Genomic DNA, 24,304 nt, shown 5'->3' on the forward strand with positions numbered 1-24,304 from the left:
ATGAAAGAAGGTTTTTACAATGTATTAAAAGGTAAGTTTTTGATTAGCGATGATGCTATGAAAAACTGGCGTTTTATTCTTTTTTGCACGCTACTCGCTATCATTATGATTGCTTGTTCTCATAGTGCAGAAAGAAAAGTGCATTTAATTGCTAAAATGAATAACGAAGTTAAAGAATTAAGAAGTGAGTCTATAGAAGCACAAAAAAACTTAATGCAGCTTAAAATGAAATCTGCCATTGAGAAAAGAATGCAAGGAACAGGTATAGGTCCGTCCAGCACGCCACCACAAAAAATAAGAATTAAACTCTAGATGACAACAGAAAAAGGCATACTAAGAAGAATCTACCTGGTGGCAATCGGGATGCTCCTTTTTGCTTTAGCAATAGGGTTTAAGTTGGTGAATATTCAAGTGGTTGATGGTGATAAATATAGAGAGCTTTCAGAGCAACGTGTCTATAAAAGTTTTGTCATTCCTGCGAACAGAGGAAATCTTTATGATTCAAACGGAAGTTTGTTGGCTACCTCGGTACCAGAATATGATATAAGGTTTGATGCGATCACGGTTTCTCAAGAAAATTTTGAAGAAAACCTAAAACCTCTATCGGAATCTTTATCAAAAATGTTTGGTAAATCAGCTTCTCACTATGCGCAAGATATAAGAAGAGCTAGAGCGCATAAAAACAGATACTATTTAATAGCTCGCGGAGTAAGTTATACGCAATATGTGCAAATGAGGGAATTTCCTATGTTCAACTTAGGAGCGTTTAAAGGAGGTTTTATTGCAGAACAACGAACGGTAAGAGAATTGCCTTTGGGTAAAATTGGTGAGCGTACCGTGGGTCGAGGTCAAGCGGGGCTTGAAGGTGCTTATGATGATTATTTGAAAGGTCAAAACGGGAGAAGGTTAAAACAAAAAATAGCCAAAGGTCAGTGGAAACCTATTGGAGATGCAAATGAATTAGAACCAGAAGATGGGTTAGATGTGGTTTCTACTATAGATATTACCATTCAGGATATTGCACATCATGCTTTACTAAAGCAATTAGAAAAATATAAAGCAGATCATGGGACAGTAGTAGTAATGGAAACTGAAACTGGTGAAATTAAAGCGATGGCTAATCTTGGAAGAACATCTGAAGGGACTTATTACGAAAAGAGAAATTATGCTATTTACGAATCTCAAGAACCTGGTTCTACCTTTAAATTAATGACCATGGTAGCAGCCTTAGAAGATAAGGTTTTAGATACCAGTGATGTATTTGATTCAGAAAAAGGAAGAATTAAATATTACGATCGCGTAGTAAAAGATTCACGCTACGGCGGATACGGGGAGATATCAGCAGCAAAAGCATTTGAGGTTTCATCTAACACGGTGTTTTCAAAATTTATTAATGAAGGTTATAAGAATAAACCAGAAGCTTTGGTCAACCGTCTTAATTATATGGGATTAAATCAAAAAATTGGTTTAGAAATAAAAGGAGAAGGTCAGCCGCATATTCCACACCCAGATGATGCCAATTGGTATGGTACTACACTGCCGTGGATGTCTTTTGGTTACGGGGTTTCAATTACACCGCTTCAAACTCTGGCATTTTACAATGCTATTGCTAATGATGGCGTAATGATTAAGCCAAGATTAATTAAAGAAATTAGAAATAGAGATAAGGTTGTAGAGCATTACGAAAAGGGAGAAATCAATAATTCGATTTGTTCTAAAGAAACCGCCTCTAAGGTGAGGGAGATGATGAAGAATACTGTGCTTAGAGGAACAGCAAGAAATATTTATACAGAACAGTTTTCTATGGCAGGCAAAACGGGTACTTGTTTAACAGGTTACGGTCGTGGTGATGGTTCTTCAGAATATATAGCATCCTTTGCTGGGTATTTTCCTGCAGATGATCCTAAATATTCTTGTATTGTGGTGGTGACTAAGCCAGATCGAAGCTTAGGCTATTATGGAAATATTGTAGCGGCTCCAGTATTTAAAGAAATTGCTCAAGAAATTTATACCGATACGCCTACCACCAATGAATTTGAAGATGTAAATGTAGATTATAAAAATGTGCAGAAAGATTATGAACAGTTTTACGTAACCGCTCAAAAATATAAATCTATTATGCCTAACGTTGAGGGCTTACCTGCAATGGATGCAGTTTCACTTTTAGAAAATCTAGGTTTAAAAGTAGTATTAAAAGGAGCAGGGAAAGTAAGAAATCAATCCATTACGAGTGGAGTAAAAATAAAGTCTAATCAAACCATTTATTTAACGACAAGTTGATTTTATTAAAAGACATATTATATAAAGTAGCTATAGAATCGGTGGTTGGGAATACCAACATATCGATTCAACATATCGATTTCGATTCTAGAAATATTTCATTGAATGATGTGTTTGTAGCCATTCGTGGCGCGGCAAGTGACGGTCATGAATATATAGCTAAAGCGGAAAATAATGGAGCAATAGCTATTGTTTGTGAAGAACTTCCGCAAAAGCAAATTAGTGGGATTACCTATGTCTTAGTTGAAAATACAAAAGAAGCTTTGGCGATAATGGCGAACAACTATTATGAAAAACCATCGAGCCGATTAAAATTAGTAGGGGTTACAGGAACCAATGGGAAAACGACTATATCTTCTTTGCTGCACCAACTTTTTACCTTAGCAGGCTATAAAGTCGGACTTATTTCTACTATTAAAATTGTCGTGGGAGATGAAGAATTTCCTACACGATTAACCACTCCAGATTCCTTAACGATCAATAAGTATTTAAGAAAAATGAACGAAGCTGGGGTTGAGTTTTGCTTTATGGAAGTAAGCTCTCACGGTATCGCTCAGCATAGAACCTCGGGATTAGATTTTGCAGGCGGAATTTTCACCAACCTTTCTCACGATCATTTAGATTACCACAAAAGTTTTAGTGAATATCGCGATGTAAAGAAAAAATTCTTTGATGAGTTGCCAAAATCTGCTTTTGCAATTACCAATATAGACGATAAAAATGGAGCTTTTATGTTGCAAAACACAAAAGCTACTAAAAAAACATATGCGTTAAAAACCAATGCCGATTATAAAGCTCAAATTTTAGAAAATGAATTGAGTGGTTTGTTGTTAAAAATAAATAATAACGAAGTGTGGTCAACGCTTATAGGAAATTTCAATGCTTATAACCTTGCTGCAATTTACGCTGCCGCGGATTTATTAGGCTTGGAAGAATTAGAGAATTTAAAATATCTAAGTCAGTTAAAATCGGTAAGCGGAAGGTTTCAGTATATCATTTCCGATAAGGAAAAAATTACTGCCATCGTAGATTACGCTCATACGCCCGATGCGCTTAAGAATGTATTAGAAGCTATTAATACAATTAGAACTAAAAATGAAGAACTAATTACGGTAGTGGGCTGCGGTGGAGATCGTGATGCCACTAAACGCCCTATTATGGGGAAGGTAGCCAGTGATTTAAGTACTAAAGTAATACTTACCAGTGATAATCCTAGAACCGAAGATCCAGATAAAATTATTGAAGATGTAGAGGCTGGTGTAGAGGCGCACAATTGGAGTAAAGTGATTTCGGTAACCAATAGAAAACAAGCAATTAAATCGGCTTGTGCTATGGCAAAAGCTAAAGATATTATACTAATTGCAGGAAAAGGGCATGAGACTTACCAAGAAGTAAATGGGGTAAGATCTGATTTTGATGATATGAAAATTGTTCAAGAAATGCTAGAGCAGTTTAATAAATAAAGAAAACAACAAAGAATAAGATGCTATACTACTTATTTGAATTTTTAGAAGCACAATACCAACTGCCAGGAGCGCAACTTTTTCAGTTTATCTCTTTTAGGGCGAGTATGGCGATTATTCTGTCTTTGTCTATTTCGACCATTTTTGGAAAAAAAATAATCAATTATTTGCTTAAAAAACAAGTAGGAGAAAGCGTAAGAGAATTAGGGTTAGAAGGTCAGGCTGAAAAAGCAGGAACACCGACTATGGGAGGATTAATAATTATTTTCTCTACTCTTATTCCGGTATTGCTTTTTTCTAAATTAGAGAATATCTATGTTATTTTGCTCATTATCACGACCCTTTGGATGGGAGCAATTGGTTTTTTAGATGATTACATTAAGACGTTTAAAAAAAATAAAGAAGGTTTACAGGGTAAGTTTAAAGTAATAGGTCAAGTAGGTTTGGGAATTATCGTGGGGGCTACCATGTATTTTCATCCTGGAGTTACTATTAAAGAACACGTAGAGGCAGATCCTCAAGCTCAAGAGCAATTAATAGAAAAAGATATCAGCGAAAGCGTAGCAGAAAAATCCACAAAAACCACCATCCCTTTTGTAAAAGGAAATGAGTTTGATTATGCGACTTTAATTTCTTGGATTAACCCTTCTTACGCAAAATATGCTTGGATTATTTTTATTCCAATTGTTATTTTTATTGTAACGGCAGTTTCTAACGGTGCTAATTTAACCGATGGAATTGATGGTTTGGCAGCAGGATCTTCGGCTATTATTGTGCTCACTTTAGGGCTTTTTGCTTGGGTATCGGGGAACGTAATTTTCTCTGATTATCTCAACGTGATGAATATTCCCAATTCGGGAGAGATGACGGTTTTTATTACGGCATTTGCAGGAGCATTAGTTGGTTTTTTATGGTATAACACTTTTCCTGCTCAAGTTTTTATGGGAGATACAGGAAGCTTGACTATTGGTGGTATTATCGCGGTTTTAGCTATTGCTACCAGAAAAGAATTATTAATTCCTATCCTTTGCGGAATTTTCTTGATGGAAAATCTATCAGTAGTGATGCAGGTAGGTTGGTTTAAGTACACTAAGAAAAAAACAGGAATAGGGAAGAGAATCTTTTTGATGTCTCCATTACATCATCATTACCAAAAGAAAGGTCATCATGAGAGTAAAATTGTAGTCCGTTTTTGGATTATAGGAATCTTGTTAGCGATCATCACTATCATCACTTTAAAACTAAGATAATGAGTAAGCGATTGGTCATATTAGGTGCTGGAGAAAGTGGTGTAGGCGCAGCTATTCTTGGTAAAAAAGAAGGCTATGAGGTTTTTGTATCCGATCGTGGGCCGATTGAATTAAAATATAAGCAAGTTTTAATTCAGGAAGAAATAGAATGGGAGGCAGAAAAACATACGGAAGATAAAATTTTAAATGCCGATTTGGTGATGAAAAGTCCGGGTATCCCTGAAGATGCTCCTTTGGTATTAAAATTAAAGGAAAACGGAATTAAAGTTATTTCTGAAATCGAATTTGCTAGTAAATACACACACGCTAGTTTAATAGGAATTACAGGAAGTAATGGCAAAACTACGGTGACCTCTTGGATCTATCACGTTCTTAAAAATGGGGATTTAGATGCTATAATGGCTGGGAATATTGGAGATAGTTTTGCGAAAAATGTTGCGCTTAATAATCCAGATTATTATGTGTTGGAGTTAAGTAGTTTTCAATTAGATGGTATTGAAACTTTTAATCCGCATATAGCGGTTTTAACCAATATCACGCCAGATCATTTAGATCGTTATCATCATAATTTTGAGGAGTATATCGCTTCGAAATTTAGGATTGTAAAAAACCAAACGAACAAAGATTATTTTATATATGACGCCGATAATAAAACCATTTGTGATTGGCTCAAAAAGAATAAGATAAGTTCTATTCAACTTCCTATGAGTTTAAAAGAACACGAAGGAGAAGGAGCTTATTTAAAAGACGATAAAATTTACATAAAAGTTAATAATACAGAATTTATAATGCATAAAGATAAAATAGCGCTTAAAGGAGAACATAATACTAAAAATGCTATGGCTGCTACTACTGTAGCGCAATTATTAAAAATTAGAAAACAAACGATACGTGAGAGTTTAGAAAGCTTTCAAGGAGTAGAGCATCGTTTAGAGCGCGTATTAAAAATCAATAACGTGCAATATATCAATGATTCTAAGGCTACAAATATTAATGCGACGTACTACGCCTTAGATAGTGTGCAGCCAGAAACTGTGTGGATTGTAGGAGGAGTAGATAAGGGAAATGTGTATGAAGAGTTACTACCGTTAGTAAACGAAAAAGTAAAAGCTATTATTTGTTTAGGGGTAGATAACGAAAAAATCATCAACTCATTTAGCAATTGTGTAGAGACAATTGTAGAAACTAAATCGATGGAAGAGGCCGTGAAAATGGCTTATCATCTAGCTGAAAAAGGAAATACCGTTTTACTTTCTCCTGCTTGTGCAAGTTTTGACTTGTTTAAGAATTATGAAGATAGAGGAAGACAGTTTAAAGAATACGTAAGACAATTATAAACATTGGCAGTAAAAACAGACATATCATCTAAGAATATTTTCTTTTACTTAAAAGGAGATAAGGTTATTTGGGCCATAGCGGCACTATTAGCTATATTTTCTTTTATACCCGTTTATAGTTCGAGTAGTAATTTGGCCTATTTATATGGGGATGGAAGTACGTTTAGTTACCTGCTAAATCATTTTGCTTACTTGGTCTTAGGGTTTATTTTAATCTATGCAATACATAAAATTCCTTATCATTATTTTAAAGGATTGTCCTTAATTCTATTGCCTATTATTGTTGTGCTTTTACTATATACTCTAGCGCAAGGAACGACCATAGATGGCGCTAATGCAAGTAGATGGATAAAAATTCCTATTATTAATAAAACCTTTCAAACCTCTACGGCAGCAGCAGTGGTTTTAATGATTTATGTAGCGAGGTATTTATCAAAAATAAAAGATAGGACGGTTACTTTTAAAGAAACTATTTTACCACTTTGGGTTCCCGTTGGTATTATTTTAGGTTTAATTCTACCGGCAAACTTCTCTACCACAGCGATCATTTTTGCTATGGTTTTTGTTTTGGTTTTTTTAGGAGGCTATCCGCTAAAATATTTAGGTGTTATTTTACTTTCTGCCATTGTAATCTTATCCATTTTTGTGCTTTCGGCGAAAGCATTTCCAGGGGTTTTTCCTAACCGGGTAGATACATGGATTAGCAGAATAGATAACTTTTCTAATGGAGAAGATACCAAGGAAGATTATCAAATAGAAAGAGCAAAAATTGCTATCGCTCGAGGCGGAATTGTAGGAACGGGAATAGGAAAAAGTGTACAAAGAAACTTTTTACCACAATCCTCATCAGATTTTATTTATGCCATTATTGTTGAAGAAATGGGGTTACTCGGAGCTTTTGGAGTGATGTTAGCCTATTTACTCATCTTATTTAGATTGGTGATTATTGCCACTAAAGCCAATACCGTATTCGGTCAGTTGCTAGTCATTGGCGTTGGTTTACCGATTATTTTTCAGGCGTTGATCAATATGGCGGTTGCTGTAGAATTATTTCCGGTAACGGGACAAACTTTACCACTGGTAAGTAGTGGAGGTTCTTCCATCTGGATGACTTGTGTGGCGTTGGGAATTGTACAAAGTGTAAGTGCAAAACGAGAAGAGATGAAGTTGAAAGAAGAGGAAGATCAAGAACGAGAAAACAGAGAAGATTTAGATAATCCTTTAGAAGTGTTAAGCGAAGCAATATGAGCAAATTAAAAGTCATATTATCTGGTGGAGGAACAGGCGGACATATTTATCCGGCTATTGCTATTGCTGATGAAATTAAGCGCAGAAACCCTGAAGCTGAAATACTTTTTGTAGGAGCTAAAAACCGTATGGAAATGCAAAAAGTTCCTGCTGCGGGTTATTCTATAAAAGGACTTTGGATTAGTGGAATTCAGCGTAAGCTTACTTTAGATAATTTAAGTTTTCCGTTAAAATTAATTTCAAGCCTATTTAAATCACATCAAATATTAAAACAATTTAAGCCAGATGTGGTGATTGGTACAGGAGGTTTTGCAAGCGGACCTTTATTAAAAGCAGCAAACCAAAAAAATATACCCACCTTAATTCAGGAGCAAAACTCCTATGCGGGGATCACGAATAAGTGGTTGGCAAAAGGTGCTCAAAAAATATGTGTCGCTTATGAAGGGATGGAAAAATATTTTCCGTCAAGTAAGATTCAATTTACTGGAAATCCAGTAAGACAGGATTTGCTTCAAATTGATGAAAATAATGAAAAAGCAATAGCTCACTTTGAGCTTAGGCCAGAAAAGAAGACCATACTTGTCTTAGGAGGAAGTTTAGGCGCTAAAAAAATTAATGAACTCATAGAAGAAAATATTGTTTTCTTTAAAGAGCAAAATGTACAGTTGATCTGGCAAACGGGAAAATTGTATCATGAAAAATTTAAGGCGTACGCTGCTAATGAGCATATTAAAGTGCATCAGTTTTTAAATGAAATGGATTTGGCTTACGCTGCTGCGGATTTAATTATATCACGTGCAGGAGCAGGATCTGTAAGCGAATTATGTGTGGTAGGCAAGCCAGTAATTTTTATTCCATCGCCCAATGTAGCTGAGGATCACCAAACTAAAAATGCTAGATCTATTTCGCAAATTAATGCTGCAATTTACCTTAAAGAAAGTGCGCTAAAAGAAGAATTTAAGAATACATTTGCAGGCTTGTTGAAAAATGAAAAAAAGCAACAAGAGCTAAGTGAAAATATAAAGAAAATGGCCAAACCCAATGCTACCAAAGACATTGTAAATGCGGTCGAAAAATTGATAAAAGCATAACTTGAAGAGTTTAGAAAACATATCGACTATTTATTTTCTCGGCATTGGCGGAATAGGGATGAGTGCTATTGCTCGATATTTTCATGCAAATGGTAAACTTGTGATGGGTTACGATAAAACTCCAACACAACTTACCAAAGAACTGCAAGAAGAAGGAATAGACATCACTTTTAAAGAAGAGGTGAATAAACTTTCTGCGCAATTAAAAGATAAAGAACATACATTAATCATATATACTCCCGCTGTTTCTAAGGAAAACCTACTGTATCAATACATCATAGAACATAATTTTTCTATTCTTAAGAGAGCAGAAATATTAGGATTGATCACAAAGGATATTCCAACTCTAGCGGTTGCTGGTACCCACGGGAAAACCACGACAACTGCCATCTTAGCACATATTTTGAAACAGTGCGGAGTACAACTAACTGCTTTTCTTGGTGGGATTAGTGAAAACTACCAAACCAATTTTATCAACGATGGTAATGAAGCCGTTGTCGTAGAAGCCGATGAATTTGATCGTTCGTTTTTACAACTTTCTCCAAATATCGCCAGCATTACTTCTATGGATGCAGATCATTTAGATATTTATGGTAGCAAGAATGAATTAGAAAATTCTTTCAGAGAGTTTGTAGCTAAAGTGCCCAACCAAGAAGATTTATTTTTTGCAGAAGGATTAAACTTACAAGGAAACTCTATTGGTTTCTCCTCAGATTCAGATTATGTGATAAATGATATTTCAATACATAATGGGAGCTACTTTTTTAATTTTAAAACTCCGCATGAGGTCTTAAAAGAAATCGAATTTAGTTTACCAGGGAAGCATAATCTTATGAATGCGGCTATGGCTTTGGCGATGGCGATAAAATTTGGAGTTGATTCCGCGAAAGCGAAACATAGCTTAGCGAGTTTTATAGGAGTAAGAAGAAGATTTACCTATCACTTAAGAACAGGAGACAAGGTTCTTATAGAAGATTACGCACATCACCCAAGTGAGATTAATGCAGTTTATCAAGCAGTGAGAGAAATGCATCCTAACAAAAAAGTGTTGGCGGTATTTCAGCCACATTTGTTTAGTAGAACTCAAGATTTTGCTAATGAGTTTGCCACAAGTCTTTCTCCGTTTGATGCGGTAATGTTATTAGAAATATATCCAGCAAGAGAAAAACCTATTGCAGGGATCAATTCAAAAATGTTACTCGATAAGATTGATAATGAACAAAAAAGTTTGATAGATAGAGAGTTGCTGATAGATAAAATTAAAGAAGCTTCCGCAGAAGTGGTTTTACTACTGGGAGCTGGAGATATAGGAGATGAAGTTCAAAAAATTAAAATTGCGTTAAACCATGAAAGTTAATTGGAATTACATAAAAGCTTTCTCATTATTGGTGCTAGTGATTTTTCTTTATAGTTTTTCATCTGCACGAAATAATCAAAGGAAATTAGATAAAATTGAAGTGCAATTTACTAACGATGAAAATCTGTATGTGACTGAAACAGCAGTTAATAAGTTGTTGATACAAAATCAAGACTCGGTTAAAAACCTGGCGAAAGAAGTTCTAGATTTGAATATACTAGAAAAAAGATTAGATACACATGCGATGATTGAAGATGCAGATGTGTATTTGACAGTAAATGGGGAGCTTGGAGCAAAAATAACTCAGAGAAAGCCCATTGCAAGAGTATATGGAAATGAATCTTATTATATAGATAAAAATGGTAAGAAGATGCCATTATCAAAAAACTATTCGGCGAGAGTACCATTTATAAAAAATATTAAGAAAGAAGATATTGCAGAAGTATATCCGCTTTTAGCGAAAATTGATAAGGATGAATTTTTAAAAAAACATATTACTCTAATTAAAAGAAACTCAAAAGGAGAGTATGTACTCGAAATGAGATTGTACGATTTTGAAATCTTATTCGGAGAAATAAATTCAATAGAAAGCAAGACTAATAATCTAAAAGCATTTTATAAAAAAGCAATGTTAGACCACCAATTAGATTCGTTTAAGTGGGTGAGTTTAAAGTATAACAATCAAGTTGTTTGCACAAAAAAGTGATATGAGTTTTACTATGGAAGAAAAAGATATTGCAGTAGGATTAGATATAGGAACCACCAAGATAGTTGCTATGATTGGCCGTCAAAATGAATACGGCAAAGTGGAAATTTTGGGAATAGGTAAATCTAAAAGTTTAGGCGTGCATAGAGGTGTGGTGAATAACATTACCCAAACCATACAATCTATTCAGCAAGCAGTACAAGAAGCAGAAGCAGACTCAGGCGTGAAGATTGAAGATGTAGTGGTAGGTATTGCAGGTCAACATATAAGAAGTTTACAGCATAGCGATTATATTACTAGAAACAATTCTGACGAAGTAATTAGTGATAAAGACATAGATATTTTGTGTAATCAAGTGCACAAACTGGTTATGCTTCCTGGAGAAGAAATTATTCACGTTTTACCACAAGAATATAAAGTTGACGGTCAAGCCGAAATTACCGAACCTATAGGAATGTATGGAGGTAGATTAGAAGCTAATTTTCATGTAGTGGTAGGGCAAATATCTTCCATTAGAAATATAGGAAGATGTGTAAAAAGTTCTGGCTTAGAATTGGCAGGAGTAACTTTAGAGCCATTAGCTTCGGCAAATGCAGTATTAAGTCAGGAAGAAAAAGAAGCAGGAGTTGCCCTTATTGATATAGGAGGAGGAACTACAGACTTGGCCATTTTTAAAGATGGTATAATTAGACATACAGCCGTTATACCTTTTGGAGGAAACGTAATTACCGAAGACATTAAAGAAGGTTGCTCGATCATTGAAAAGCAAGCAGAATTATTAAAAGTAAAATTTGGTTCGGCTTGGCCAGGAGAAAATAAAGATAACGAGATTGTTTCTATTCCAGGTTTAAGAGGTAGAGAGCCCAAAGAAATAACACTTAAAAACCTTTCTAAGGTAATTCACTTTAGAGTAGTTGAAATTATAGAGCAAGTTTATTTAGAAATAAAAAATTACGGTCACGAAGAGCAAAAGAAAAAATTAATTGCTGGGATCGTAATCACTGGAGGAGGAGCTCAATTAAAGCACTTAAAGCAATTAGTAGAGTACATTACAGGAATGGATACCCGTATAGGATATCCTAATGAACACTTGGCAGGAAATTCAGATGAAGAAACTACAAGTCCTATATATGCTACAGCAGTTGGTTTAGTACTTAATAGTATTGAAAAGAGTAAGAAGAGAGAAGAAGAGAAGAAAGAGAGAGAAGCTTTAGAGGCAGAACAGCCACAAACTCCACTTGTAGAGGAGGAAGAAGTATCTACAGAAGTAGAGCAAGAGCATGATCTTGTAGAAGATCCTCACGCTCCAGAACAAGAAGAGAAAAAAGAATCTAACGTTGGTAGAAAAAATATTTTTGAAAAGTGGTTTGACAATTTTAAAGATTTTTTAGACAACGCAGAATAAAGAATAGCTAAAAAAAGAAAAAGAATATTAATACCGAAAATAATAGAATTATGAGCAGCACAGAATTCGACATTTCATTCGATTTACCCAAAAATCAGTCTAACGTAATTAAAGTGATAGGAGTAGGAGGCGGAGGCTCCAATGCCATTAATCACATGTTCCAACAAGGAATAAAAGGAGTAGACTTTGTAGTTTGTAATACAGATGCACAAGCATTAGAAAATACAGGAGTTCCTATTAAAATTCAGTTAGGGGTTAATTTAACTGAAGGATTAGGAGCAGGTGCTAATCCAGAAATTGGAGAACAAGCAGCTCTAGAAAGTTTTGACGATTTAAAAAATATGCTCGATACCAATACCAAAATGATCTTTATCACCGCTGGTATGGGTGGAGGAACAGGTACTGGTGCTGCCCCAATCATTGCTAAACAAGCAAAAGATATGGGTATTTTAACGGTTGGGATTGTTACTATACCATTTCAGTTTGAGGGTAAAACAAGAAATGATCAAGCTCAATTAGGAGTCGAAAGATTAAGAAAAAATGTTGACTCGTTAATTGTTATCAACAATAACAAGCTGCGTGAAGTTTATGGTAATTTAGGTTTTAAAGCTGGTTTCTCTAAAGCAGATGAAGTTTTAGCAACTGCATCTAGAGGTATTGCCGAAGTAATTACACATCACTACACGCAAAATATTGACTTGCGGGATGCTAAAACTGTATTAAGTAATAGCGGAACCGCTATTATGGGATCGGCCGTATCTTCAGGGAGTAATAGAGCTCAAGAGGCAATCGCTAAAGCTTTAGATTCTCCATTGCTTAACGATAATAAAATTAGTGGTGCTCAAAATGTATTGTTGCTTATCGTTTCTGGTTCAGAAGAAATAACTATAGATGAGATTGGAGAAATTAATGACCACATTCAAGCAGAAGCTGGTCATAGCGCCAATATTATTATGGGTGTTGGAGATGATGAAAGTTTAGAAGAATCTATTTCAGTTACCATTATCGCTACGGGATTTAATGTAGAGCAGCAAAATGTAATTGTAAATACAGAGACAAAAAAGATCATTCATACGTTAGAAGACGAACAAAAAGCAGTTCAAGATCTAACGGCTAAGAAGAGCAATATACCTTCAAGTTTTAGTGCTCCAGTAGAAAAAGCACCAGAGCCAGCTCCAAAAAAGGTGGTTCACGTTTTAGAAGAGGAACCTAAACGAAGCGAGCCTAAAAAAGATGAGCCTTCTGCCAATTTAAATCAAATGAATTTAATTCCGACTTCGGAATTAATCAAGAACATTGATGTTTCTTACGAAGAAGTAACTTATGACGAAGATGATTTTGTTATTATAGATGCTTCAGATAACCTTAATGATATTGATGTTAATGAAGCACAAGAAGTCTCTTCAAAAGAAGAAGATTCTCAAGCTATGTTTACGTTCGATTTTCCGTTAAACGAAGAAAAGGAAGTTAAGGAAGAGCCAAAAGCAGAGGTGAAATCAGAAAAAATAGTTCATAATCTTTCTGAAGACGAGGCCAACAATATAGAAGTAAATGATGAAATAGAGGTTATCTCTAGCAGTACTTCTAGCAACGGAGAAAAACGTTATAGTTTAGAAGATTATATGGAGTTAGAGAACACCATTAATGAAGCTAAACCATCTGCTCCTCAACCACAGGTTAAAAAACCTGAAGTAAGGAGAGAAGAAGAGATTGTATATAAAAGTACACAGCCTGCAGAGAAAAAGCCAACTCCACCAGCGGTAGAGGAAGATCCATTTGATAATCCTATTTCTGAAGATTTAATCGCTAGAGCGGAAGAAAGACGTGCTAGAATGAAAAGCTTTAATTACAAGTTTAGAAATAACAACAGCATAGATGAGATTGAAAAACAACCCGCTTACAAAAGAGCAGGATTAGATTTAGACAATCCTTCTCATGATAGAGAAAAACTCTCAAGAACAAGTATTAGTGAAGATAGTAATGATGAGGTTAGTTTTCGAAAAAACAACTCATTTCTTCACGATAATGTAGACTAATTATATAGAAATATAAGGTAGATATAACCCGAAGTTATTTTAAAAATAGCTTCGGGTTTTTTAAGCAATAATAACTATCTTCGTGCTATAAATAATAGAAATTATGAGTCTAGAGAAAGAAGTGATGACGCAGATGAAAGTTGCGATGAAAGCAAAAGACGCTGCAGCATTAGAAGCTTTAAGAGCAGTAAAAAGTGCTATACTTATGGCCAAAACAGAAAGCAATGCAGGAGAACTTTCTGAAGATCAAGAAATGAAACTAGTTCAAAAACTAGTAAAACAACGTAAGGATAGTGCAAGCATCTATAGAGAGCAAAATAGACCAGATTTAGCAGAACCTGAAGAAAAACAAGCAGAAGTAATTGCAGCATTTTTACCTGAACAACTAAGTGAAGCAGAGATTGAAGCAAAAGTTGAAGAAATCATTTCTAAAACTGGAGCTGAGAGTATGAAGGATATGGGGAAAGTCATGGGAATGGCAAGTGAAGAATTAGCTGGAAAAGCAGATGGTAAAACCATTTCTGCTATTGTGAGAAAAAAATTAGCTTAGAATACTTTAATATCATAGAACAAGAAATACTCAAATTCTTAGTTCTCTAAAATATTAGGCCCCGTGGCGCAACTGAATAGCGCATCAGATTTCGGCTCTGAGGGTTGGGGGTTTGAATCCCTCCGGGGTCACAAAAAAAGTCTTGTTTTAAACAAGACTTTTTTTATTTTGAAATATACGTTATCGAAATAATACTGAGTAAATTTATGAGATAAATATCTAGCAAGTCAATTAGTAATATGCGTTGTGTGACATCTTATTTACTTTAGCTTCTTTCTCATTACATAATAGTCATTATGCTCCTTATATATCTTGAAATCGTTTCTAATGTATAATTCGATTGCACCTTTGAAATTACTTGCGCCTGCTTTACCTTTTATAGGGTAGGATTCAATATAATCATAATCTGTATTTGAATAATCGGCAATAATTTTTTCAAGAAATTTTTGAGATATTCCTTGTCTTCTATAATCTGGATGCACTAAAAAACATACCACCGAACAAACTTTGTCATCAGGATTATCAATTAAATCATAATCTCTCAATAATTTTTGATAATTAGACCTATTGTTAGCATTACACCACCCAATTGGCTTGTCATTTTCAAAAACCAAATAACCTTGTAGCTCATGTTCATCTATACGATCAATTATTAAAGAGCGGCTAGTAGCAAGCGTACACGTTTCTACATCTCCAAGAAAATGATAGTCATTGCAATAGCATTTTGACCATTCGGGGTTCTCTTTATGAACCATATTATCAAAAAGATATAAATAATCGTCTTTTAGATCTTTAGTTAAGGGTTTTATTTCCATATCATTTAATCGTTTTTTTTTGAATTGGTATATAAAAATCTACAATAGCTTTCTTTTCTGGATGTTCATTAAAATTATTGTAATAAATTTCAAAAGGTTCTCTATCTGCTTTTTTATATCCTTGGTCATTCATCCAGACAAATAATCCAGTCCACGACTTTTCAAACTCATCTACTCCAATTATAAAACTTCCAACGATAAATTTTCCAGTTTCAATAGTTGTGAGTCCAACTTCACCATCTATTTCCTCTGGTTTATTGAGTAGAATTGAAGCACTCATTCTTACTTTATTGGCGTCAGTAAATTTAAAACTGTCGTGATATATCGTCATCATTTTTGTTTGGTCATTCATTAATCCTTTAGGTGTAGCCCATTGCATTAATTTTCCGAAGGCATTTTCAAGATTTTGAGAACCAATACATGAGACATAAGCCACATTCATTTTTGGTACTTCTTTAATTTCAATTCTTGCGTTCATTTCTATCCAATTTTTAAGATTATCAATAATACAAATGTATTTTTCAGAGTTAGGATAATCTTGTCCGTTCTTGCTTTTAAGTTGACGGATTTTGCTAAACCTATTCGGATTTTGCTTTTTAAACTCAGTCGGACTTACTTTAAAATATTTTTTAAATGCTCTAGAGAAAGAAGAATTGTCACTAAAACCATAATTATGTGCTATTTTAGTTGCGGTTATATTTTTATGTAGCAAATCCGAAGCTGACTTCTCTATTCTTTTTCGTGTTATATATTCATTTAAGGTTTCTCCTGTAACAAATTTGAAAATTCGATGGAAATGAAATGGTGAAAAAAAAGCGATTTCTGAAACTGACTGTAATGATAAATTCGATTCTAAGTTTTGATCAATATATTCAAATACGCGATTAATTCGGGTTTTGTAATTGGCTTCTATATTTTTATCAGTAACTGGCATTAATCAATATATGGTAAAGCGATTTCGATCTAGATGATTTAATAAGTTTGACACAAGAGGTTTTTGAGTTTTTGGAAGTAATATAGAAAATCCTCGAGAATTTCTATTAGTAAGATTTACACGGGTTCGTAATAATTATTTTTGATAAAGAGTTTTAATTTCTTTTTTAAATTCTTTGTCGGATCTTATTATATTCTCAGTCCCTTGAATAAAATATTTCACTATTGAATCTTTAGTTTTAGAATTCTTTGATAGACAATTTTCACCTTTTGAGTTAAGTACCAAGGCAGAACAATAATTAATTAGTCCACTATCTTCTCCACTAACCCCAACAATATAAACTTCATCACTCCAAGAAAATAATTTCAAATCTGACCAAATTAAAAGAGGGTGTTTCCTATTAATATATTTCACATTATCCCATTTCCCGAATTTTTGAAATATCAGTTTTTGAGAGTCCATCGAATTAAAAAAGGGTTTAAATTTTAATTCATCTATTTTTGTAGAATCGGGGTCATTTAAACTTAACGATGGGAATATTTCATAGGTTTTATAGCGGTTGTTTTTTTTATGAGATGCGCAACTGACTATGAAAATCAACAATAAAATTCCTATGAGGAATAATAATAATTTGTTCATTATCTTTTATTTTAAAATTGGTTTTTTATTTAGCCACACAAAACGTTCTTGTATATGATTTGCTTGCTGATTAAGTATCTAATTTAGTAAATAAAAACTGAATAAAATATCTGCTAGATTTTAAGTAAATCTTATAAAATCAATAAGTTAATTAGCCATGGGGCTACTGGTAGTTTTTTAAGAATCTTTTTTATATACGATTAGCTTTAAAGCTTTTTCTGAATCTTCTAAAATCAAAACTTTATAGTTCTTCCACTCTATAATAAATTCTTTATCTACAAGCTTATCAAGTGATATAAACGACACGGTTTTCTGCTTGCCATCTTCTGCTAATAAAACATTATATGAGTTAAAGACATCTGTTTGATTTCCATTTATATCTTCAGACGATTCTCTAATACAATCTTTAAACAGAATTTCAAGGTTACCAATTACTGCTGTTTGTCCTAAGTCTATAAACACTGTTTTTTCGAAGTCTAATTTTTCAACAACTAAGTTAACTTTCTTTTTATTTATCTCTAAAGAAAAGGAATAGTTTTGATATGCTTTTGGATAGTTTACTTTTTTATTACCACTAGATTCTTCATAGTGCCAGAGATAAGTAGTGTGTTTAGTACTGTTTTCAACTAAGTTTAATTCTAGTTGAATATGTGGAGAATTGTTGTTTATTGGGTTGGATTGTATAAATAGATTGGTAGGTTCTATAACTAATTTCTCATATAAAGTACTAGGGTTTTTTCCTTTATTTAAAGGGATTCTAATAGAACTGTTTGTCATAGAATTTTCTAATTGTGCAAATCCTGTGCAATGTATAAATACAAGTAGTATGATGAATACAGTATTTTTAGAAACCTTCATTCTTAGAGGTGATTTGTCATTAAAAAAGTTTATGAAATTTGAATGCGAACATGTAATAAAACATTGTTGTTGTAGCCAACAAATGAATCCCAAATCCAATGAAATTTATGACTTTCACATAAGTTTTATTATGAAAACCAATTATAGAGTATAAAGCGAAAATTAAAATATAAGCCTCTAAGCATATTATTAATAACTCTCTAAATTCAAAGTTATGTTGTTTAAAATTAGGAATAGTAATGGCCCAAAAAGCAGATACTCCTATCACAGTAACTGTATTTAAATAAGAAATTATTAAAGATGTTTTTTGCATTTTATAACCAATGATTAAGGCTACTAAATGACAAATCAAGATTAAAGTTATAATTATGCTTACGAGTAAATCATTCATAACTTAGTATTGATATTTTATTACGGTATTAGATAATGTCTTCTTTTTTGCAATTGTCTTATTCTGTTATATGTACATCGTTGCTCACTGTTTTTATAGGCATCGTGAATTTAAACTCTGTAATATCATCAGTAGATTCTACTTCCATTTTACCATCATGAGCTTTTGCAATTTCAGAAGAAATATATAGTCCTAGACCCAATCCCGATTTATTATTTGTAGCATTTGTGGTAAAAAAGGGCTTAAATAAATCTAATTTTTTTGCATCTGGAATTTTGTTTCCCCAATTAGAAACTGCTAAACTAAATATTCCATTTTGAGCAACTATTTCTGTTTTGATAGGTTTATTTCTTGCTCCGTGTTTTATGGCATTACCTAACAAGTTAGAGTACAATTGGCCAATTCTATTTATATCACATTCAAAATTATCTTGTAAATCAAAATGGAGGGTGATCTCGTGATCGCTATCTACAGTTTTAATTTCTTTCGAAACTTGAAGTAAGAGCTTTTTTAGGGCTTGTTTGTTAGGTGTAAGTTTTAGCCTAATACCATCACCTAAATGTCCTTTGGCAAAATCTAAAAGATTGTCGATTAAACCTTGCATTCTATACGATGTAGATTTTATAGTACTTGCTTGGCGGTTTGCGATCTCGGGTAAATCCATTTGCAATAATATATCTGCACACATTCTGGTTGTACCTACTGGATTTCGTAAATCGTGACCTAAAACAGCGATAAAAGTTTCTCTTAATTCACCAACATGTTTTTCTTGCTGAAGTTTTGCAGATAATTCACTCATCTCTTCAATGGCATCGAGATGAAAAGAAATAAGTTGAGTATAAAGTTCAAACAAATCTTTAATTTCTTTATTATCTAACTTTGCTGGTTCTGGGTCGATAGCACAAAGAGTACCAAAAAACTCACCATTTTTTCTAAAAATCGGGAACGAAATATAGCTTTGAAATCCATACTGTGCAGGTGTATGATGATAGCAAAACTCTGTGCTTTTTCTTACCTCATCTATAATTACAGGGTTTGAATGTTGCCTAATTTCATTACAGATGGTGGTTTTTAACAAAAGTTCATCTCCAGTCTTTAAACCAAAATTTATTTCATCTTGGGACATACAAGTAATCCACTTATCATCAGTAACGCGTGCCACGGCAGAGAATCTCATTCCAGTAGTCTTGCAGATAATATTTAAGATTGAAGGAACTGCGCTAATTTGCGTTATGTTGTAAATGTCGCTTTGAAGCGATTGAGATAATGCTGAGTTCATCATATTTTGATTGGTAAATGAAGATACTAATTATTACTGATTTTTTTTTAATATGACGTCTCGACTATATGGAGTAAAATTATGTAAGTTAATATATGGATTAATAATTCTGAATATTTTTTTTCATTCGTTCATTAAATATTGAGTACATACGTTTTTCATTATAGGCAATTTCATCGATTATACAAGTTCCGCCCATTCGTAAAATTATAACTTTTTTATCTTTAAACATATCTTCTTTAATGCCATAGGTTGGTGAAATGCCTCCAGCATACTCTAAAAAAATTAATTTTTTTTGTTCGTAAAAACTATCTGCCATTTCCATCATCCTCATTTGTAATCTCGATTGTTCTTTGGCTTTAAGGTGAAGTTGTTCCGAAAACTTATAGTTCAATAATATAGATGAAAGAGTATTTAAATCAGAATTCACTTTTACTTTCAAATTATTAATAATCTCATTATTGGTCAAATTTGATATTGGATAATGTAGAATTTCATTAATTTTGAAATCCGCAAGTTCGCTCTGATAATAATCATATTCCGTATCTTGATTTTGTGCCGAAATTGAAATCGAAATTAAAGATACTGTTATTAAAAGAATTAGTTTTTTCATTCTTGCTTTTTGCTAAGAGTTTATGTGTATGAAAAGTAGTAGTTTAAATTAATAATTATTTTTGAATTTATTACTTACTTTAATTGTTCTGAATAAATGCTGATGTAATCGAAATTGGGTTAGTGCGATTAAAAATTATTAAACCTAGATTTTTAAGACATTGCTCTTACAGGAAAAGCTAGTAGTACATTTTTTAATTCTTCGACAACTTTTTTTAATTCTCTTGGGTTCATTTCACAATCAACATAATATTCTAGTTCCTTATTTATACGTTGAGGTACTGATGAATTGTCAAATATTAATCGCACAGTTTTTAAGCAAGGTTCTTCTTTAATAAATTTAAATTTTAAATTAGGTTCTATAAATTGAAGTGAATCGGTGGTGATTTTAATATTATTTAAAAGTTTCTCAAACCATTCTGTAATTTCCCTTAATTCTTGAACAAGGAGGAAAGGGGCGACCGTTTGCCAATTTTCATAATCGTTTTCTACTTTTACATCAACTAACAGTCAATTTGAATCGTATTTACAATTTGTTATTTCTGGAAACTGATAATTAGTTATTTTAAATTCAACGGTTTGCTTATTAACTCCTTTAAATATCATTAGCTTGCATTAATTTATAGTACATTATAAACTTAATTAATAACTCATCTTTTACTTTCTTTCAAATACTAAATCAGGTCCGTCCACATAAGAATTCCCTAAAGTCATTTTTTCATTTGTTAGATCGTAGGCCCATTTTGATTCATTTACTTTAACAATAAGTGTTTCGGGGCCATCTGTTCCTATTAAATGGTCTTCTCCAAAAAAATATTCATATGTGCCATTAGGATATCCAGCATTTTCCCCGCCAGCCACGGTTAAAGTTCCGTTGGCTTGAAAATCATAGATAATATTTTGATCAGAATAATCTATAGAACCCTCTGAAGAGTCTCCTCCTTCAAGTCCGTAAAACTTAGCTTCCATTAATTTCCATTCCCCTATAATTTGAGTAGTAGAAGAATCATCGTCATTTGAACAACTAGAGATGGTAGCAATAGTAAATAATAAAATCAGTATTTTTTTCATAATAAAAGCTTTAAATTTTTTTGGTTCAATATTTTGAAATCATTGTGATAAATGTATTCCTAAAAAGTTTACTTATGATGAGTGGTATGTTTAATCTACTAACTTAGTAAATAAAAACTAAATAAGAAATCTGCAAGGAATTTTATAAGTGAGCGAGAATTAGCAGCTATATTGCTAGCAGGTTTTATTTAATTTCAATTGTTTCTCCATCCTTTGGAATGTTTGTCTTTTCAATAAGTCCAAGTTTAGTTAACTCTGAATTTAGTTGTTTTCTTGATGTAGGACAATGATTAACCGCTTCTAAATGATTAGCAATTACTTTTCCTGGTGAATTTTTAACAAACTTAATAATATCGTCCATTGTCATTAATAGTGGTTTAAATATGTCTAATTGAGCTGTTCCGCAAGCTACCACACTAACTTCGGGTTTGTATTGTGTTAGTACTTTGTCTACAGCATCTGTATAAATTGTATCAGAACTTAGGTATATTGATTTTTCATTAGGCAGCTGTACAAAAAAGCCCATTACATTTCCCATGGGTTTAGCAACAAATCCATAACCGTGTTGAGCAGGAATGCCTTCAATTGTTCCTCCAAGAAATTCAGTTCTCTCCCAATATTTTACTTTTTGAACCACATTTAAACCTCTTTTTGTTAATGCATCTGCATCTTTTACACTACAAATTACAGGTGTTTGCTTATCCCTTAAAAATCTTATTGCCGTCATGTCTAAATGGTCTGGATGTAAATGAGTAATTAGGCAATGCGTTGCTTTATTTACAATTTTCATTGCATTACTAGGCAAGTCTAATATCGGATTTCTTTGAGGCTTAAATCTAAAAAGAGTAAACGTTGGACCAGCGGAGCCTTTTTCTCCAAGCATTGGATCTACCAAAATTATTTTTTCATTGGTTTCGATAACCATGGTAGCATTTCTTAAATGATGTATTTTCATTGTCTTTTATTTTAAACACAAAATTGGAAAAGAAGTTTTAGAGTTTCATTGATTGAAATCAAGAAATTCGTTTTCTGATTCGGCTAAGGGTTTCAGGTGAAATATTTAAATAAGAAGCAATATGATATTGAGGGATTTTTTCTAACCAACTTGGTTTATAAATAAATAATTCTTTGTAAAGCTCTTCTGGTGTTTTGGTTATTCGGTTGTATTCTAGTAACTCTTTGTGTTTTAGTAGTTTCTGAAATGATAAATCGATAAACGATGTGCCGCACTCGTGTTTTTTTAATAGTTTGCGAAAATCTGTTTTTTGGATACATAAAAGTTCAATATTCGTTAAACTCTCTTGATTCTTTTTTGTTTTTAAGTTGTTGTTGAAGGAGGGTAAATCTGTAATGAATTGAGGTTTGGTATAAAAATTTATATTTGTTTCTTTGTCGGATGTAGCATAATATTCTCTTACTATTCCGTGATTTAAAAAGCGTAATTCTTTTTCTTCTTTATCCGATTCAAGTATTTGAGTCCCTTTTTTAAAAGATTTGAACCTGAACAAGGAAAGCAATTCCCGTAAACCCTCTTTATTTGTTGGGTACTCTATCTCGAAAAATAGCGATATTTCTTTAAATTTAGGATTCATTTTCAGCTCGTTGCCAATGGGTTTGAATATGGTGTAAGTTAAGATTTCAATTAAAGTAATAAATTAAGACCTATAACTTAGAAAAAACAAAAGAGGAGAACAAGTGAATAAAAATCTGTTTGTAAATATTTTGACACAGGTAATTTATGTTTCAAGTTTAATGTAGAGGCAGCGTTGATTTTCACCTCAGTTCTTTGTTAGGGTACGTTTTTTATTTTTGTTTTTATTTTTTGAATAATTTTCTGTTCTATATTTCTATTGCAAATGTAATTTACAGGAAATTTAAGTCCGAATAAACCATAGCTTGAGAAGTTTAAAAGTAAATCATCATTATCATAAATTATATATAATTTACTGTAATTTCCAATTTGGATTTGCCACATTGGAATATTCATAATTTTTACACAATCAGAATTATTAGTAAAACTCCATTCCCTTTGATCTGTAAGTTGAAGTAAATACTTTTCAATAATTAATTTATTTTTACTATTTAAAATATTTTTTTCACGTTGTAATTTGTCATTTTTTATATACCAATAGATAATAAAAACACAAATAGTTATTGTTACAAATGGTATGATTAAAGTTCTTATATTATTAATTTCAATTTTCAAGAATGAATCAATCGTTATCATATAAAGTAGGATGCCAAAAAGCATAACCATATAAATAATTTCGATTACTTTTGGTGTTAAACTTCTATAAATCAATTTATTATTTTTAATTGATTTTTTAATATTAATCTCATCCGTTAGTTGCCGATTCTGTTTATGTAAATGCACCCTAATGTGTTTGTATATGGTTGTACCGTAGTTTACGCTACGTAATTTAGCAAATAAATACCGAATAGATGATTTTTAAATATTTTCGGAAATAGTCTAGAACTAGTAATGGATTATATGCATTGTTAGTAATAATTTTATCCGATTGACTTTTTTTGATCATCAAATCTTTTTTCGATTCGTTCGACAGGATTTTTCTTTGAGCCAAATTTTTATGATAAGGAAGTGGTCCGTCATATTCTTTGTCAACGTCATCTAATATTAAGTTCCTGAACCAATCATTTAATTTCCCAAACAAGTTTTTCTGCTTATTACTTTTCATTATTCAGTTTTTTCTGCAGACTTTTTTCCGCAAGAAAGGATCAGAAATAAAGAGAAATCATTATGAATAGTTATTTTCAAACTGTTTCCAACGTTCTCGTATAACCGTCAGTTACGGGTTAATATGTGTTAATTTTCGTTTTGGCACAGACTTTAGCAATTCCGAGTGGATTCGAACGTAGTCGAATCCGCCGTAATTGCGGTTATACATTGTGTCTGTTGCACAAGTTACAAAAAAGCCTTAATTTCATGGAATGCAAGGAAAAAAGAATTATCAAGAAAAACTC

22 protein-coding genes and 1 tRNA gene are annotated in these 24,304 nt (G+C 32.8%); 13 read left to right on the top strand and 10 right to left on the bottom strand.

The genetic code is table 11. The features are described from left to right. The 13 genes from FT986_RS05205 to FT986_RS05265 all read left to right on the top strand — a co-directional run bounded on the left by FT986_RS05205 (nt 1) and on the right by FT986_RS05265 (nt 14,854). Complete coding sequence (locus tag FT986_RS05205) at nt 1-312, top strand: FtsL-like putative cell division protein (protein ID WP_147864162.1); 312 nt, start codon at nt 1-3, stop codon at nt 310-312. Next, nucleotides 313-2,280 (top strand): penicillin-binding protein, encoded by a 1,968-nt coding sequence (locus FT986_RS05210; RefSeq protein WP_147864163.1) that lies wholly within the window; start codon nt 313-315, stop codon nt 2,278-2,280. Further along, nucleotides 2,277-3,743 carry a UDP-N-acetylmuramoyl-L-alanyl-D-glutamate--2,6-diaminopimelate ligase gene (locus FT986_RS05215; protein WP_147864164.1) on the top strand — a complete coding sequence of 489 codons (1,467 nt, stop codon included), beginning with the start codon at nt 2,277-2,279 and terminating at the stop codon, nt 3,741-3,743. The genes FT986_RS05210 and FT986_RS05215 overlap by 4 nt, the downstream gene beginning before the upstream one ends. Nucleotides 3,744-3,763: 20 nt before the next feature. Next, the gene (mraY, locus tag FT986_RS05220; protein WP_147864165.1) at nt 3,764-4,993 is read left to right on the top strand and encodes a phospho-N-acetylmuramoyl-pentapeptide-transferase; all 1,230 of its coding nucleotides are present in this window, start codon (nt 3,764-3,766) and stop codon (nt 4,991-4,993) included. Beyond that, nucleotides 4,993-6,330, top strand: a complete 1,338-nt coding sequence (murD, locus tag FT986_RS05225) for a UDP-N-acetylmuramoyl-L-alanine--D-glutamate ligase (RefSeq protein WP_147864166.1) — start codon at nt 4,993-4,995, stop codon at nt 6,328-6,330. Before mraY ends, murD begins: the two co-directional genes overlap by 1 nt. A 3-nt stretch (nt 6,331-6,333) precedes the next feature. After that, nucleotides 6,334-7,578, top strand: a complete 1,245-nt coding sequence (locus FT986_RS05230) for an FtsW/RodA/SpoVE family cell cycle protein (protein WP_255505907.1) — start codon at nt 6,334-6,336, stop codon at nt 7,576-7,578. Continuing rightward, entirely contained in the window at nt 7,575-8,669 is a 1,095-nt protein-coding gene (gene murG, locus FT986_RS05235) for an undecaprenyldiphospho-muramoylpentapeptide beta-N-acetylglucosaminyltransferase (RefSeq protein ID WP_147864167.1), read from the top strand. Before FT986_RS05230 ends, murG begins: the two co-directional genes overlap by 4 nt. 1 nt (nt 8,670) lies before the next feature. Next, a complete protein-coding gene (gene murC, locus FT986_RS05240; RefSeq protein ID WP_147864168.1) occupies nt 8,671-10,026 on the top strand; it encodes a UDP-N-acetylmuramate--L-alanine ligase in 1,356 nt (451 codons plus the stop codon). Further along, a complete protein-coding gene (locus FT986_RS05245) occupies nt 10,016-10,732 on the top strand; it encodes a cell division protein FtsQ/DivIB (protein ID WP_111540415.1) in 717 nt (238 codons plus the stop codon). Before murC ends, FT986_RS05245 begins: the two co-directional genes overlap by 11 nt. A gap of 13 nt (nt 10,733-10,745) precedes the next feature. Next, on the top strand, nt 10,746-12,137 hold the full coding sequence (ftsA, locus tag FT986_RS05250; RefSeq protein ID WP_147864181.1) for a cell division protein FtsA: 1,392 nt from the start codon (nt 10,746-10,748) through the stop codon (nt 12,135-12,137). Between the two features lie 50 nt (nt 12,138-12,187). Beyond that, the gene (gene ftsZ, locus FT986_RS05255) at nt 12,188-14,173 is read left to right on the top strand and encodes a cell division protein FtsZ (protein WP_147864169.1); all 1,986 of its coding nucleotides are present in this window, start codon (nt 12,188-12,190) and stop codon (nt 14,171-14,173) included. Between the two features lie 103 nt (nt 14,174-14,276). Continuing rightward, nucleotides 14,277-14,723, top strand: a complete 447-nt coding sequence (locus FT986_RS05260; RefSeq protein WP_111540413.1) for a GatB/YqeY domain-containing protein — start codon at nt 14,277-14,279, stop codon at nt 14,721-14,723. Between the two features lie 57 nt (nt 14,724-14,780). Further along, nucleotides 14,781-14,854: transfer RNA gene (locus FT986_RS05265), tRNA-Arg, on the top strand. A gap of 129 nt (nt 14,855-14,983) precedes the next feature. Here the strand turns inward: FT986_RS05265 and FT986_RS05270 are convergent. The 10 genes from FT986_RS05270 to FT986_RS05320 form a co-directional block, all read right to left on the bottom strand. Beyond that, complete coding sequence (locus FT986_RS05270) at nt 14,984-15,538, bottom strand: N-acetyltransferase (RefSeq protein WP_147864170.1); 555 nt, start codon at nt 15,536-15,538, stop codon at nt 14,984-14,986. Between the two features lies 1 nt (nt 15,539). Then, on the bottom strand, nt 15,540-16,472 hold the full coding sequence (locus FT986_RS05275; protein ID WP_147864171.1) for a GyrI-like domain-containing protein: 933 nt from the start codon (nt 16,470-16,472) through the stop codon (nt 15,540-15,542). A 135-nt stretch (nt 16,473-16,607) separates the two neighbouring features. After that, on the bottom strand, nt 16,608-17,111 hold the full coding sequence (locus FT986_RS05280; RefSeq protein WP_147864172.1) for a hypothetical protein: 504 nt from the start codon (nt 17,109-17,111) through the stop codon (nt 16,608-16,610). A gap of 177 nt (nt 17,112-17,288) precedes the next feature. Continuing rightward, nucleotides 17,289-17,969: a hypothetical protein gene (locus FT986_RS05285; RefSeq protein WP_147864173.1), complete on the bottom strand. Its 681-nt coding sequence runs from the start codon at nt 17,967-17,969 to the stop codon at nt 17,289-17,291. Nucleotides 17,970-18,418: 449 nt separating this feature from the next. Further along, the gene (locus FT986_RS05290; protein ID WP_222706184.1) at nt 18,419-19,642 is read right to left on the bottom strand and encodes a GAF domain-containing sensor histidine kinase; all 1,224 of its coding nucleotides are present in this window, start codon (nt 19,640-19,642) and stop codon (nt 18,419-18,421) included. 97 nt (nt 19,643-19,739) lie between these two features. Then, nucleotides 19,740-20,252: a hypothetical protein gene (locus FT986_RS05295; RefSeq protein WP_147864174.1), complete on the bottom strand. Its 513-nt coding sequence runs from the start codon at nt 20,250-20,252 to the stop codon at nt 19,740-19,742. A gap of 656 nt (nt 20,253-20,908) precedes the next feature. Beyond that, nucleotides 20,909-21,322, bottom strand: coding sequence for a hypothetical protein (locus FT986_RS05305; RefSeq protein ID WP_147864175.1), 414 nt, complete (start codon nt 21,320-21,322; stop codon nt 20,909-20,911). A 184-nt stretch (nt 21,323-21,506) separates the two neighbouring features. Beyond that, complete coding sequence (locus tag FT986_RS05310; RefSeq protein WP_147864176.1) at nt 21,507-22,277, bottom strand: MBL fold metallo-hydrolase; 771 nt, start codon at nt 22,275-22,277, stop codon at nt 21,507-21,509. Nucleotides 22,278-22,335: 58 nt separating this feature from the next. After that, complete coding sequence (locus tag FT986_RS05315; protein ID WP_147864177.1) at nt 22,336-22,914, bottom strand: Crp/Fnr family transcriptional regulator; 579 nt, start codon at nt 22,912-22,914, stop codon at nt 22,336-22,338. A 197-nt stretch (nt 22,915-23,111) separates the two neighbouring features. Next, nucleotides 23,112-23,696, bottom strand: a complete 585-nt coding sequence (locus tag FT986_RS05320) for a hypothetical protein (protein ID WP_147864178.1) — start codon at nt 23,694-23,696, stop codon at nt 23,112-23,114. Nucleotides 23,697-24,304 lie beyond the last annotated feature (608 nt).

The organism is Mesonia sp. K4-1 (genome assembly GCF_008017825.1).
GTDB lineage: Bacteria > Bacteroidota > Bacteroidia > Flavobacteriales > Flavobacteriaceae > Mesonia.

Excerpts from the sequence above, each read along its gene's own strand:
- ftsZ (WP_147864169.1), top strand. The coding sequence starts at position 12,188 with ATGAGCAGCACAGAATTCGACATTTCATTCGATTTACCCAAAAATCAG.
- murG (WP_147864167.1), top strand. The coding sequence starts at position 7,575 with ATGAGCAAATTAAAAGTCATATTATCTGGTGGAGGAACAGGCGGACAT.
- FT986_RS05290 (WP_222706184.1), bottom strand. The coding sequence starts at position 19,642 with ATGATGAACTCAGCATTATCTCAATCGCTTCAAAGCGACATTTACAAC.
- FT986_RS05270 (WP_147864170.1), bottom strand. The coding sequence starts at position 15,538 with ATGGAAATAAAACCCTTAACTAAAGATCTAAAAGACGATTATTTATAT.
- FT986_RS05260 (WP_111540413.1), top strand. The coding sequence starts at position 14,277 with ATGAGTCTAGAGAAAGAAGTGATGACGCAGATGAAAGTTGCGATGAAA.
- FT986_RS05285 (WP_147864173.1), bottom strand. The coding sequence starts at position 17,969 with ATGAAGGTTTCTAAAAATACTGTATTCATCATACTACTTGTATTTATA.
- ftsA (WP_147864181.1), top strand. The coding sequence starts at position 10,746 with ATGGAAGAAAAAGATATTGCAGTAGGATTAGATATAGGAACCACCAAG.
- FT986_RS05305 (WP_147864175.1), bottom strand. The coding sequence starts at position 21,322 with ATGAAAAAAATACTGATTTTATTATTTACTATTGCTACCATCTCTAGT.
- FT986_RS05275 (WP_147864171.1), bottom strand. The coding sequence starts at position 16,472 with ATGCCAGTTACTGATAAAAATATAGAAGCCAATTACAAAACCCGAATT.
- FT986_RS05210 (WP_147864163.1), top strand. The coding sequence starts at position 313 with ATGACAACAGAAAAAGGCATACTAAGAAGAATCTACCTGGTGGCAATC.
- murD (WP_147864166.1), top strand. The coding sequence starts at position 4,993 with ATGAGTAAGCGATTGGTCATATTAGGTGCTGGAGAAAGTGGTGTAGGC.
- FT986_RS05245 (WP_111540415.1), top strand. The coding sequence starts at position 10,016 with ATGAAAGTTAATTGGAATTACATAAAAGCTTTCTCATTATTGGTGCTA.
- FT986_RS05280 (WP_147864172.1), bottom strand. The coding sequence starts at position 17,111 with ATGAACAAATTATTATTATTCCTCATAGGAATTTTATTGTTGATTTTC.
- FT986_RS05295 (WP_147864174.1), bottom strand. The coding sequence starts at position 20,252 with ATGAAAAAACTAATTCTTTTAATAACAGTATCTTTAATTTCGATTTCA.
- FT986_RS05310 (WP_147864176.1), bottom strand. The coding sequence starts at position 22,277 with ATGAAAATACATCATTTAAGAAATGCTACCATGGTTATCGAAACCAAT.
- FT986_RS05205 (WP_147864162.1), top strand. The coding sequence starts at position 1 with ATGAAAGAAGGTTTTTACAATGTATTAAAAGGTAAGTTTTTGATTAGC.
- FT986_RS05315 (WP_147864177.1), bottom strand. The coding sequence starts at position 22,914 with ATGAATCCTAAATTTAAAGAAATATCGCTATTTTTCGAGATAGAGTAC.
- mraY (WP_147864165.1), top strand. The coding sequence starts at position 3,764 with ATGCTATACTACTTATTTGAATTTTTAGAAGCACAATACCAACTGCCA.